7 protein-coding genes and 2 pseudogenes are annotated in these 12,358 nt (G+C 70.9%); 1 reads left to right on the forward strand and 8 read right to left on the reverse strand.

Annotated elements, in window-relative coordinates; all coding sequences use genetic code 11:
- Positions 1–365: pseudogene (locus tag IE107_RS35440) on the forward strand (XRE family transcriptional regulator); the annotation flags it as partial.
- A 34-nt stretch (positions 366–399) separates the two neighbouring features.
- Here the strand turns inward: IE107_RS35440 and IE107_RS31125 are convergent.
- The 8 genes and pseudogenes from IE107_RS31125 to IE107_RS31160 all read right to left on the reverse strand — a co-directional run.
- Positions 400–954 carry a GNAT family N-acetyltransferase gene (locus tag IE107_RS31125; RefSeq protein ID WP_189547711.1) on the reverse strand — a complete coding sequence of 185 codons (555 nt, stop codon included), beginning with the start codon at positions 952–954 and terminating at the stop codon, positions 400–402.
- The gene (locus IE107_RS31130) at positions 954–3,191 is read right to left on the reverse strand and encodes an MMPL family transporter (RefSeq protein WP_189547712.1); all 2,238 of its coding nucleotides are present in this window, start codon (positions 3,189–3,191) and stop codon (positions 954–956) included. The genes IE107_RS31125 and IE107_RS31130 overlap by 1 nt, the downstream gene beginning before the upstream one ends.
- A 222-nt stretch (positions 3,192–3,413) precedes the next feature.
- On the reverse strand, positions 3,414–5,534 hold the full coding sequence (locus IE107_RS31135) for a phosphocholine-specific phospholipase C (protein WP_189547713.1): 2,121 nt from the start codon (positions 5,532–5,534) through the stop codon (positions 3,414–3,416).
- A 177-nt stretch (positions 5,535–5,711) separates the two neighbouring features.
- Positions 5,712–7,220: an Asp-tRNA(Asn)/Glu-tRNA(Gln) amidotransferase subunit GatB gene (gene gatB / locus IE107_RS31140; RefSeq protein ID WP_189547714.1), complete on the reverse strand. Its 1,509-nt coding sequence runs from the start codon at positions 7,218–7,220 to the stop codon at positions 5,712–5,714.
- A 15-nt stretch (positions 7,221–7,235) separates the two neighbouring features.
- Positions 7,236–7,475, reverse strand: a complete 240-nt coding sequence (locus tag IE107_RS31145; protein ID WP_189547715.1) for a hypothetical protein — start codon at positions 7,473–7,475, stop codon at positions 7,236–7,238.
- The gene (gene gatA / locus IE107_RS31150) at positions 7,472–8,983 is read right to left on the reverse strand and encodes an Asp-tRNA(Asn)/Glu-tRNA(Gln) amidotransferase subunit GatA (protein WP_189547716.1); all 1,512 of its coding nucleotides are present in this window, start codon (positions 8,981–8,983) and stop codon (positions 7,472–7,474) included. The genes IE107_RS31145 and gatA overlap by 4 nt, the downstream gene beginning before the upstream one ends.
- Positions 8,984–8,989: 6 nt before the next feature.
- On the reverse strand, positions 8,990–9,286 hold the full coding sequence (gatC, locus tag IE107_RS31155; protein WP_015036350.1) for an Asp-tRNA(Asn)/Glu-tRNA(Gln) amidotransferase subunit GatC: 297 nt from the start codon (positions 9,284–9,286) through the stop codon (positions 8,990–8,992).
- 727 nt (positions 9,287–10,013) lie between these two features.
- A pseudogene (locus IE107_RS31160) lies at positions 10,014–12,051 on the reverse strand (putative bifunctional diguanylate cyclase/phosphodiesterase); the annotation flags it as partial.
- Between the last annotated feature and the right edge of the window lie 307 nt (positions 12,052–12,358).

The raw sequence follows: 12,358 nt of genomic DNA on the forward strand, positions 1-12,358 counted from the left end.
ACCTGATCACCGACCTGCTCGACGGAATCCTCGGACCGCTGAACTGGAACGCGGCTGACGGGCTCGTCATCGGTGCCATCGGCGGGCTCGGCGGCACGTGCTCGTACGCGCTCTCGTTCACCGCCTGGGGGCGGTGGCTGGTCCTGTCGAGGGTCTGGCTGCCCCTGACCGGCAAACTGCCCTGGGACACGGTGGCCTTCCTGGACGACGCCTACCGCCGGGGCGTCCTGCGCCAGACCGGCGCGGTGTACCAGTTCCGCCACATCCGGCTCCAGCACCACCTCGCCCGCTCGTACCGCGAGCACCAGAGCAAGTACGCGCCGGCCAGCTTCGGCTCCGGCGCACAGGGGCCTGTCCGGCCGTGATCCGCCGGACAGGCCCTCGCCACGCCGCCCGCTCTCAGGCCTGCTGCGCCCGCCACTCCGGGGCCAGCACCGACCAGATCTCCGAGTCGTGCCGCTCACCCCGGTGCAGGTAGCTCTCGCGCAGCACCCCGTCACGCGTCATGCCGAGCCGCTTGGCCACGGCGATGCTGGCGGTGTTCGCCGCGGACGCGGCCCACTCCACGCGGTGCATGCCCCGCTCGTACACCGCCCAGTCGATCAGCTTCCGGCACGCCCGGGTGATCAGACCGCGCCCCTCGCCCGCCGGCTCCAGCCAGCAGCCGATCTCGCAGTTCCCCGACTCCGCGTCGAAGACCCGGAACAGGACACCGCCGACGAGCGTGCCCTCCAGCCAGATGCCGTAGATCCGCCCCGTGTCCGCCGCCTGCTTCTCCGCGTACCGCCGCAGCAGCGTACGCGCCGAGTCCAGGTCGGTGGTGAAGGAGGCGAAGGGGATCCACGGATCGACGAGCTCCCGGGCCCGGTCCACGTGGTCGAGGAACTCCTGCGCCTGCCAGGTCTCCAGCGGACGCAGTTCCGCTCCGTCATCACCCAGGGATATCGCGAACATCATGCTCCTTCTCGAACCGCTTCCACCGCTTGCGCGGTCTGCGCCACCTCCGCCGGTTGCGCTGCCTGCGGGATCTTCGCATGCGGCAGGCCGTGCCCGGGAGGCTCGATGCTGATCCGCGGCAGCAGCCGGTCCAGCCGGCGCGGCAGCCACCAGTTCGCCCCGCCCAGCAGATGCATCAGCGCGGGCACCAGCAGCGTGCGCAGGACGAAGGCGTCGAGGGCGACGGCCGCGGCGAGCGCGATGCCGAACATGGCGATCACCCGGTCCCCGCTGAGGACGAAGGCGAGGAAGACCGAAATCATGATCACGGCCGCGGAGTTGATCACTCGGCCGGTCTCGGCGAGGCCCACCCGGACGGCCCGGCGGTTGTCACCGGTCTCCAGCCACTCCTCGTACATCCGCCCCACCAGGAACACCTGGTAGTCCATGGACAGACCGAAGAGCACGGACACCATGATCACCGGCAGGAAGGGTTCGATGGGCCCCGAACTGCCGAGCCCCAGCAGCTCGCTCCCCCATCCCCACTGGAAGACCGCGACGACGACCCCGAACGAGGAGGCGACGGCGGCCACATTCATCACCGCGGCCTTCAGCGGAATGCCGATCGACCGGAACGCCAGCAGCAGGAGCAGACAGCCGAGCCCTATGACCACACCGACGAAGAGCGGGAGCTTGCCGATGATGATCCGGGCGAAGTCGTCGTAGCTGGCGGTCACTCCCCCGACATGGGCCTGGAGCGAGGTGTTCTGCTCGGCCCGCGGCAGGACCTCGGTACGCAGCCGGTCGACGAGCGCGCTGGTCTCCTGGGACTGCGGCGAGGACTCCGGTACGACGGTGACGAAGGCCGTATCGCCGCCGCTGTCGTACGTGACCGGGCCGACCGAGGCCACGCCCTCGGTGGACCGCAGCACGGCGGGCAGGGCGTCCATCGCGAGCCGGTCGTCCGCGCCGTCCAGTTGCGCCGCGATGGTCAGCGGTCCGTTGACGCCGGGGCCGAATCCGTCGGCCAGCAGGTCGTACGCCTGCCGGGTGGTCGACGAGGAGGGGTTGTTGCCCTGGTCGGAGGTGCCCAGGTGCAGGGAGAAGGTGGGCAGCGCGAGGACCAGCATCACCACGGCGGCGCACGCCCCGAGCAGCTTGGGGTGGCGTTCGACGAAGGCGGACCAGCGGGCCGCGAAGCCCGTGGGCACCTCGGGCTGCGGGCCGTGCTCGGCGAGCTGTCTGCGCTCGCGCCGGCTCAGTGCCCGCGGGCCGATGAACGAGAGCAGGGCGGGCAGCAGGGTCACGGAGGCAGCCACGGTCAGCACGACTGTGAGCGAGGCGGCGATCGCCACACCGTTGAGGAAGCCGAGCCGCAGGATCAGCATGCCGAGCAGGGCGATGCAGACGGTGGCCCCGGCGAAGACGACGGCGCGCCCGGTCGTCGCGACGGCGTTCTGCGCGGCCTCGGTGACCGACATGCCTCTGCGCAGTCCTCTGCGGTGTCTGGTGACGATGAACAGCGCGTAGTCGATACCGACGCCGAGGCCTATCAGCATGCCCAGCATGGGCGCGAAGTCGGCGACGGTCATCAGATGGCCGAGCAGCACGGTGCCCGCGTAGGCGGTGCCGACGGAGACCAGCGCGGTGGCGATGGGCAGCATGCTGGCGGCGAGCGAGCCGAAGGCGAGGAAGAGGACGACCGCCGCGACGACCACCCCGATGGCCTCGCTGAGGTGGACGGAGGGTGCTTCGGTGAGGGCGACGGCGGGGCCGCCCAGCTCCACCTGGAGATGGTCCCCGGCGGCCGCCTTCGCGGTGTCCACGACCGCCCTGACCTGCTGCACCGGGATGTCCTCGACCTGCTGGCCGAAGGTGACCGCGGCGTAGGCGGTGTGCCCGTCGCTGCTGATCTGTGCGGCGCCCGACGCCCCGTACGGCCCGGTGACCGCGCCGACCCCGGGCAGTTCCTCGACCGCGTGCAGGGTCCGGGTCATCGTCTGCCGGACGTCGTCGGCCCGCACGGTGGAGTCGGAGGTGTGCCAGACGATGGTGTCCGTGTCACCGCCGAGATCCGTGAAACCGCTCCTGAGAAGCTCGGTGGCCCGGCCGGACTCCGTACCGGGCACCTCGTAGTCGTTGGAGTACGCGGAACCCGCGAAGCCCGCCGCGGTGGCCGTGCCGCCGAGGGCGAGCAGCCAGATGAGAACGGCGACGAGACGGTGCCTGATGCACCAGCGGGCGATGGCGGCCAACGGGCGTGCTCCCTGCTGGTTTGTGGCTCTTTGCCGGTACAAAGCATGAATGACCCGCAAAGAAAGCATGACCTGGGAATCGTCACTCTGGCAGCCGAAAGTGATCCTTTGTCTCTTTCGTGGTCATACTCACAGCCCTTGCTCTGAGCCCTTGCTCACAGCGGCTTCGGCGGGGCGCCGCGCCGTACGACGGTCCGCGGCACCCCGCCGCCCGGAGCCGGGTCAGCCCGAGACGCTCGCCCGGCCGTTCTCGATGTGACCCATCAGCCGGCGCCGGAAGGTGTCGTCCCCGTCGACGGTGACGGCCAGGTCGTACCAGCCGTGCGCGTCGGCCGCCGAGTGCACCACCGTGCGGCTGCGCCCCGGCTTGACCTTGACGGTCCTGGTCCAGTCCCGCAGGTCCGCCTCGTCGACGTAGCCCAGCGGCCGCACGGTGAAGGTGAGCGTCGTCCGGCCCGTGTTGCGCAGCGTGAGGTGCAGATCGCGCTCATGGGCGTCGACCCGCGACGCCACCTCGGCCGGAGCACCGTCCTTCACGGACCCGGCGAACTCACGGCGGAATCCGTTCGGCCCCGTCACGGTGAACCGGTACGCCGCGCCGGTGACGGGCACCGTCCACTGCGCCGTGCCCTTCACATCCCGGTGCTGCGGTACGGGGAACTCACCGGCGTACGGATACAGCGCGAAGTGCGCCGACGAGCGCCCCGTGTTGCTGAGGGCCACCTGCACCGCGCCGTCCACCAGCTTCGCCTGCGCGTCCGGCTGGTACGGCAGCGCGCGGGCCGGGCGCGCGCCCGGCTCCTGCACGGGCATGTGCTGCACGAGCGGCGGCTTCGGCGCCCAGCGGCCGCTGAACGGCGGAATGGCGCCCGGCTGCTCCACCTCGGGCCGGCGGCGTGTCCGCGAGAAGTCGAAGGCCGAGGTCAGGTCGCCGGTGACGGTGCGCCGCCAGTCGCCGATGTTCGGTTCCTCCACCCCGGTCCAGCGCTCCAGGAAGCGGATCACGGAGGTGTGGTCGAAGACCTCGGAGCAGACGTAGCCGCCGATGGTCCACGGCGAGACGACGAGCATCGGCACCCGTATGCCGAGACCGGTGGGCTTGCCCTCCCACTGCTCCTCGGTGACCTCGGGCGGGGCGACCGGCGGCGGCACGTGGTCGAAGAAGCCGTCGTTCTCGTCGTAGTTGATGAAGACGGCGGTGTGCCGCCACACATCGGGGTGCTTGCCCAGCGCGTCCAGGACCTTGTAGACGATCGTCGCGCTGTGGACCGGCGAGGAGACGCTCGGGTGCTCCGAGTCGACGGCCGAGGGCACCAGGTAGGAGACCTCGGGCAGGGTGCCCGCCGCCACGTCCTTGGCGAACTCGTCGGCCAGCGTTCCGGTCTCCACCCGGCGCAACGCCCGCTCGAAGAGGCTGCGTTCGCTCTTGTCGAGGGTGGCGACGCCCTCCTCCAGCAGTCCGAACAGCCGCTCCCGCTCCGCGGCGTCCGCGTCGCGCACCGCGGCGTAGAACGACTCCATGAAGGTGTGGCCGCCGGTCTTCGCGAGCGCCTTGCGGGCGATCGCCTTGAAGGTGGCGAAGAACTCGATCTGGTTGTCGGTGAAGTTCTCCCACTCGGTGTATGTGCGCCAGCTGTGCCCGGCCTTCTCCAGCCGCTCCGCGTACGTGCCCCAGTCGTAGCCGGGATGGGTGCCCTCGTTGTACGCGTCGTTGCCGACGGCCCGCCTGCCGTTCGGTTCGTTGCCCGTCTTCCCGCTCCACAGGTGGTTGCGGTTGGGGCTGGTCGAGGTGTGGATGGAGGAGTGGTACGCGTCGCAGACCGTGAAGGTGTCGGCCAGCTCGTAGTGGAGCGGGATGTCGCGGCGGTCGTAGTACGCCATGGTGGCGGCCGTCTTGGCGGTCACCCAGCCGTTCATCCACCCGCCGGCCCACGCCTTGCCGCCGCCGCTCCAGGAGTGGTCGAGCGCGCCGATGTACTGGAGGTCCTTCTTCTGCGTCTCGGCGGCGTCGCGCACCGGGAAGGGCAGCACGGAGGTGCCCAGCGGCGCGGGCTGCTCGAAGACCGGCTTGCCCGAGGGCAGCTCGACGGCGTTGCGGTCACCGAAGCCGCGTACGCCCCGGAGCGTCCCGAAGTAGTGGTCGAAGGAACGGTTCTCCTGCATCAGGATCACCACGTGCTTGATGGCTCCGAGCCCGTCCCCGCCGCCGGACCCCGCCGAGTGTGCCGGCTGCGCGGCGATCGCGGCCTGCAGCGAAGGCGGCAGCAGCGACCCCGCCGCCGCGGCGCCGAGCGCACCGCCGCCGAGCGCGAAGAGCCGTCGCCGTGAAATGTCCGTGGTCAAGTGAGCCTCCCGAGTCCGGTCGTACAGCCGGGAAGCTAATCAAGCCGGGTGGCGTGCGGAAGGACTCCGTACGGCTCCGCGGTGAACGTCCAACAGGTCCTGCGGGAAAGTCCAAGGGGCGGCGCACCCGTGGTCGTGGATGCGCCGCCCCTTCGGCGACGGGCCTGCGCGGAGGGCTCAGCCCTCGACGCCGAGCTTCTCCAGGATCAGCTCACGGACCCGGGCCGCGTCCGCCTGGCCGCGGGTGGCCTTCATGACCGCGCCGACGAGCGCGCCCGCCGCCGCGACCTTGCCGCCGCGGATCTTGTCCGCGACGGCCGCGTTGGCGGCGATGGCCTCGTCGACGGCCGTGGACAGCGCGCCCTCGTCGGAGACGACCTTCAGGCCGCGCTTCTCGACGACGGTGTCCGGGTCGCCCTCGCCCGCGAGGACACCCTCAATGACCTGGCGGGCCAGCTTGTCGTTGAGGTCGCCCGCGGCGACGAGCTCGGCCACCCGGGCGACCTGCGCCGGGGTGATCGGCAGCTCGTCGAGGCCGCGGCCGGTCTCGTTGGCGTTACGGGCCAGCTCGCCCATCCACCACTTGCGGGCCTGGTCCGAGGGGGCGCCCGCGTCGGTCGTGGCGACGATCAGATCGACCGCGCCGGCATTGAGGATGGACTGCATGTCGTGCTCGGAGACACCCCACTCCTCCTTGAGCCGGTTGCGGCGCAGCCGCGGCAGCTCGGGGAGGCCCTTGCGAAGCTCCTCGACCCACTCGCGGGCCGGGGCGACCGGCACCAGGTCGGGCTCGGGGAAGTAGCGGTAGTCCTCGGCGTTGTCCTTGATGCGGCCGGCCGTGGTGGAGCCGTCCTCCTCGTGGAAGTGCCGGGTCTCCTGCACGACCGTGCCGCCGGAGGACAGCACGGCCGCGTGCCGCTGGATCTCGAACCGGGCGGCACGCTCGACGGAACGCAGTGAGTTCACGTTCTTCGTCTCGGAGCGCGTACCGAAGGTCTCGGTGCCATTGGGGCGCAGCGACAGGTTGACGTCGCAGCGCATCTGGCCCATCTCCATGCGGGCCTCCGAGACGCCGAGCGCCTTGATGAGCTCGCGGAGTTCGGCGACGTACGCCTTGGCGACCTCGGGGGCCCGTACGCCCGCGCCCTCGATCGGCTTGGTGACGATCTCGATGAGCGGGATGCCCGCGCGGTTGTAGTCGAGCAGGGAGTGGGACGCGCCCTGGATACGGCCGGTGGCACCGCCGACGTGGGTCGACTTGCCGGTGTCCTCCTCCATGTGGGCGCGCTCGATCTGCACCCGGAAGGTCTCCCCGTCCTCCAGCTGGACGTCCAGATAGCCGTTGTAGGCGATCGGCTCGTCGTACTGGGAGGTCTGGAAGTTCTTCGGCATGTCCGGATAGAAGTAGTTCTTCCGGGCGAAGCGGCACCACTCGGCGATCTCGCAGTTCAGCGCGAGGCCGATCTTGATGGCGGACTCGACGCCGATCTCGTTGACGACCGGCAGGGCGCCGGGCAGGCCGAGGCAGACCGGGCAGGTCTGGGAGTTGGCGTCCTGCTTGAGCTCGGTCGAGCAGCCGCAGAACATCTTGGTCTTGGTGCCGAGCTCGACATGGACCTCCAGGCCCATGACGGGGTCGTAGGACGCGAGCGCGTCCTCGTACGACACCAGGTCGGTGACAGTCACGGTGAAACTTCCCTCTCAGCCCAGCAGTACGTCGTCATCGCCGAGGCGCTTGAGCTCGCGCAGCAGCAGGGCGACACCGGTGGCGATGGCGGCGGCGGAGACAACGGCATCGATCAGTCGGAGCGTGTCGTGCTCGTGGCGTGCCTTCTTGGCCTGCTTGATCACGCCGATCGCACCGAAAGCGGTGGTGCCGATGGACAGGTACGTGCCGGTCTTGGACTTCTTGAAGCCCTTGGCCTTGGTCAGTGCGCTCACAACGACGGAGCCTCCTCCAGCAGCGGGTGACCCCACTTTTCCACGAAGGCGGCCTCGACGGCGGCTCCGACCTTGTAGAGACGGTCGTCCTTCATGGCGGGGGCGATGATCTGCAGCCCGACCGGCAGGCCGTCCTCGGGGGCCAGGCCGCAGGGCAGCGACATGGCGGAGTTGCCCGCGAGGTTGGTCGGGATGGTGCACAGGTCCGCGAGGTACATCGCCATCGGGTCGTCGGCGCGCTCGCCGATCGAGAAGGCGGTGGTGGGCGTCGTCGGGGAGACGATGACATCGACACCGCTGCCCTGCTCGAAGGCCCTCTCGAAGTCCTGCGTGATGAGGGTGCGGACCTTCTGCGCCGAGCCGTAGTACGCGTCGTAGTAGCCGGAGCTGAGCGCGTACGTACCGAGGATGACGCGGCGCTTGACCTCGTCGCCGAAGCCGGCCTCGCGGGTGAGCGCGGTGACGTCCTCGGCGGACCTCGTGCCGTCGTCGCCGACGCGCAGCCCGTAGCGCATGGCGTCGAAGCGGGCCAGGTTGGAGGAGCACTCGGACGGCGCGATCAGGTAGTACGCCGACAGGGCCAGGTCGAAGGACGGGCAGTCCAGCTCGACGATCGTGGCACCGAGCGACTTCAGCAGCTCGACCGACTCGTTGAAGCGCTGGACGACGCCCGCCTGGTAGCCCTCACCGGCGAACTGCTTGACGACGCCGATGCGCATGCCCTCGACGCTGCCGCTCCGCGCGGCCTCGACGACCGGCGGGACCGGGGCGTCGATGGACGTCGAGTCCATCGGGTCGTGCCCGGCGATCACCTCGTGCAGCAGGGCCGCGTCCAGGACGGTACGGGCGCAGGGCCCGCCCTGGTCCAGGGAGCTGGAGAAGGCCACCATGCCGTAGCGGGAGACGCCGCCATAGGTGGGCTTGACACCGACCGTGCCGGTGACGGCGGCGGGCTGGCGGATGGAGCCGCCGGTGTCCGTGCCGATGGCGAGCGGGGCCTCGTACGAGGCGAGCGCGGCGGACGAGCCGCCGCCGGAGCCACCCGGGATGCGGGTGAGGTCCCAGGGGTTGCCGGTCGGGCCGTAGGCACTGTTCTCGGTGGAGGACCCCATGGCGAACTCGTCCATGTTGGTCTTGCCGAGGATGACGACGTCGGCGGCCTTCAGCTTCTTGGTGAGGGTCGCGTCGTACGGCGGGATCCAGCCTTCGAGGATCTTGGAACCGACGGTGGTCGGCATGTCCTTCGTGGTGAAGATGTCCTTCAGCGCGAGCGGGACGCCGGCCAGCGGGCCGAGCTTCTCACCGGCCGCCTTCTTGGCGTCGACGGCGCGGGCCTGCGCGAGCGCGCCCTCGCGGTCGACGTGCAGGAAGGCGTGGACCTTCTCGTCGACCGCGTCGATCCGGGCCAGGTGGGCCTCGGTGACCTGGACGGCCGTGAGCTCGCCGGAGGCGATCTTCGCGGCGATCTCAGCGGCGGTGAGCTTGATGATGGTGCTGTTGTCCGTCATGGCTGTTTAGTCCTCCCCCAGGATCTGCGGCACCTTGAAACGCTGCTGCTCCTGGGCAGGGGCGCCGGAGAGCGCCTGCTCGGGGGTGAGCGACGGACGGACCTCGTCCGCGCGCATGACGTTGGTCAGCGGCAGCGGGTGGGAGGTCGGCGGTACGTCTTGGTCGGCGACCTCGGAGACGCGGGCGACCGCGCCGATGATGTCGTCGAGCTGACCGGCGAAGTGATCGAGCTCTTCGCCCTTCAGCTCCAGACGCGCCAGCCGGGCGAGGTGGGCGACCTCCTCGCGCGTGATGCCAGGCATGCAGCGATCCTCAGGGGTTGGTGTGTGGTTTTGGCCGGGGGCCGACGGCATATTTCCACCGTCCGTCCGGAGGACGGGCCGCGCGGCGTCCGGTGCGTGCGATCGCAAGGCGCCGGAGCGCCCTCGTGGCGGAGCCACGTGGGCGATTCGGCAACGCGGCGAGCGTGCGTGCCAGGCGTCGCGCGGCAGGTGGAAATGTGCCGCCGACCCCCAATCCTATGGGGTCGCCCGCCGCCGCTCCTGCCACCCGGGCGAACACCCTGGTCGGGCGAGGATTTCCGGCTCCCGCACTGCCCCTGGGACGGCGGCCACCGGACACCGGACCGCTGACCTCCGGGGACCGAGGGGCCCGGACACCGGACCGCCGGCCTCCGGGGGGCAGGGACCCCGGACACCGGACCGCCGGCCTCCGGGGGGCAGGGACCCCGAACACCGGGCCACCGGCCTCCGGGGGCAGGGACCCCGAACACCGGGCCACCGGCCTCCGGCCTCCGGGGGGCAGGGACCCCGAACACCGGACCGCTGGCCTCCGGGGGGGCAGGGACCACGCACACCGGACCGCTGACCTCCAGGAAACCAAGGGACCCCGAACACCGGACCGCTGGCCTCCGGGGGGCAGGGACCACGCACACCGGACCGCTGACCTCCGAGAAACCGAGGGACCACGCACGCGCCGCCGGTGGCCTTGTCGGCTCAGCCCCGGACGCGCCGCCGGTGCCCCTGCGGCTCAGGTCGTCGCGGGCCGTGAATTGACCGCCCGGCCGGGCGGCCGCTGCTCCAGCTCCGGCGGTGCACCGGCTGCGGCCGCCGCGGCGGCCGCAGCTGCCGCCAGCTCGGCCGGCCGCCGCCAGCCGTGCCGGCCAGGCCGTGGTCTCCTGCGGCGGCATCGCCGCGGCGACCAGCCATCCCTGCACCGCGTCGCAGCGCAGATTCCGCAGCCGCTCCCAGGTCTCGTCGTCCTCGACCCCTTCCGCGACGACGAGCAGGCCGAGCGAGTGGGCCAGGTCGATCGTGCAGCGGACGATCTCCGCGTCCTCGTTGTCCACGGCCAGCCGGGCGACGAACGAGCGGTCGATCTTCAGCTCGCTGACCGGCAGCCGTCGCAGATGGACGAGCGAGGAATACCCCGTGCCGAAGTCGTCGAGGGACATCTTCACGCCGTGCCCGGTCAGTCCGGCGAGCGTGTCGGCGGCGCGCTGTGGATCCTCCAGCAGCACGTGCTCCGTTATCTCCAGCTGGAGCGCCCCGGCCGGGACGCCGTGCCGGGCGAGCCGGGCCGCGACACCGCCCGCGAACCCGGGGGTGTGGACGTCGCGCGGGGAGACGTTGACGGCGACCGGGACGAACAGGCCCTGCGCCCGCCACCGGGCGACCTGGGCCAGCGCCGTCTCCAGGACGTACTCCGTGAGGTGCGGCATGAGACCGGACGACTCGGCGATGGCGATGAACTCGTCCGGGGGGACCCTGCCGCGCTCCGGATGCACCCAGCGCACCAGGGCTTCGAGGCCGGCCACCTGACCGTCGAAGCGGACCTTCGGCTGGTAGTGGAGCTCGACCTCGCCGGCGTCCAGCGCGCGGCGCAGATCGCCCAGCAGGCCGAGCCGGTCCGGAGTGTTGCTGTCCCGCTTCGACTCGTAGACCTCCACGCCCGTACGGTCCCGCTTGGCCTGGTACATCGCGACGTCCGCGCGCCTGAGCAGTCCTTCGGCGTCCAGTGCGTGGTCCGGGTAGACGGCGACTCCGGCGCTGGCCTCCAGCACCAGGGTCAGACCGTCGAGGTCCAGCGGGGAGGAGAGCTCGGCGACGAGATGGCGGGCGACCCGCTGGGCGCTGGTGGTGGAGTCGGCGGTCGGCAGCAGCACCGCGAACTCGTCGCCGCCGAGCCGCGCGGCCTCCGCCCCCCTGGGCAGTGCGAGCCGGAGGCGCTCCGCTATCTGCAACAGCAGCCGGTCCCCCGCCAGATGACCGAGGGTGTCATTGACCGCGCGGAAACGATCGAGGTCGATCAGGACCAGAGCGGATCTGGCACCGACGGATTCGGCGTCCTCCAGAGCCGTCCAGGTGCGCTCCAGCAGCCACTGGCGGTTGGGCAGTCCGGTCAGCGGGTCGCGCAGCTGCTCCTCGGCGCGGGCCCGGGCGATCCAGAGGGCGGAGTCCAGGGCGATCAGCGGGACCGCGAAGAGCGGCAGGAGCAAGGGGGTGGCCATCGCGACGACGCAGATCAGCGGTGCGATGCCGAGCAGGGCGAGAGCGACGAGGCCCTGGCGCAGCAGGGCCGTGCGGGCGACGGTCGGCAGTCCGCCGCCCTGGGGGGTCCGGGCGTACCACAGCAGAACCCGGGTGACCAGGAGATAGGTGGAGGCGGCCAGGAGGACCGCCGGGACGGCGTCGATGCCCCAGTCGAGTGGCTGCCACGGAGATTCGACGGTCTGCATCTCGCCGAACGCGGCGAGCACCAGGGCCGCCGCGCCTATCCCCAGGATGTCCACCGCGCCGTGCAGCAGCCCCTGCCACCAGCGGTGTCTGCGGGCGACGCCGACGAGGACGACGACGACCAGGCTGACCAGTCCGGCGGGCACCCAACCGTAGAGCAACAGCACGGCCAGAGTGAGGGAGGCCCCGGAACCGGTGCCGCCCCACCAGCGGTCGCGTCCGAGGGCGACGAGATGGCCGACGATGATTCCGGTCAGGACGGCGAGGGACCAGCCGGCTCTGCCGTCGGGGAAGAGCGCATGTCCTTCGCTCACGGTCCGGTAGAAACCGATCGCGATCTGAGCAACGGCGATCGCAATGACAACGGCACCCACTCCTGGTGTGAGGCCGACGAAACCTTGCAGCCGCGCCACCGGTGCGGCGCTCTCGGTCGGTTTCATTCCGTCCCTCTCACAGCCGGCGGTGCCGATGTCACCCGATGGTTCCGTTCCATGCCGCCACGACCCGGTTTCCCACCCGGCGGCCGGGCACGGCAGGTGCACATCTCAACAGTAGGCCGCAGAAGGCTTCTACGGGCAGCGCTCTGACGCTCTTGCCCGAATGCGGACCGACCATCCGTCAGCATCTGCTATGCACCGA

It is taken from the genome of Streptomyces gelaticus (assembly GCF_014649535.1).
GTDB classification, from domain to species: domain Bacteria; phylum Actinomycetota; class Actinomycetes; order Streptomycetales; family Streptomycetaceae; genus Streptomyces; species Streptomyces gelaticus.

Excerpts from the sequence above, each read along its gene's own strand:
- IE107_RS31125 (WP_189547711.1), bottom strand. The coding sequence starts at position 954 with ATGTTCGCGATATCCCTGGGTGATGACGGAGCGGAACTGCGTCCGCTG.
- gatA (WP_189547716.1), bottom strand. The coding sequence starts at position 8,983 with ATGACGGACAACAGCACCATCATCAAGCTCACCGCCGCTGAGATCGCC.
- gatC (WP_015036350.1), bottom strand. The coding sequence starts at position 9,286 with ATGCCTGGCATCACGCGCGAGGAGGTCGCCCACCTCGCCCGGCTGGCG.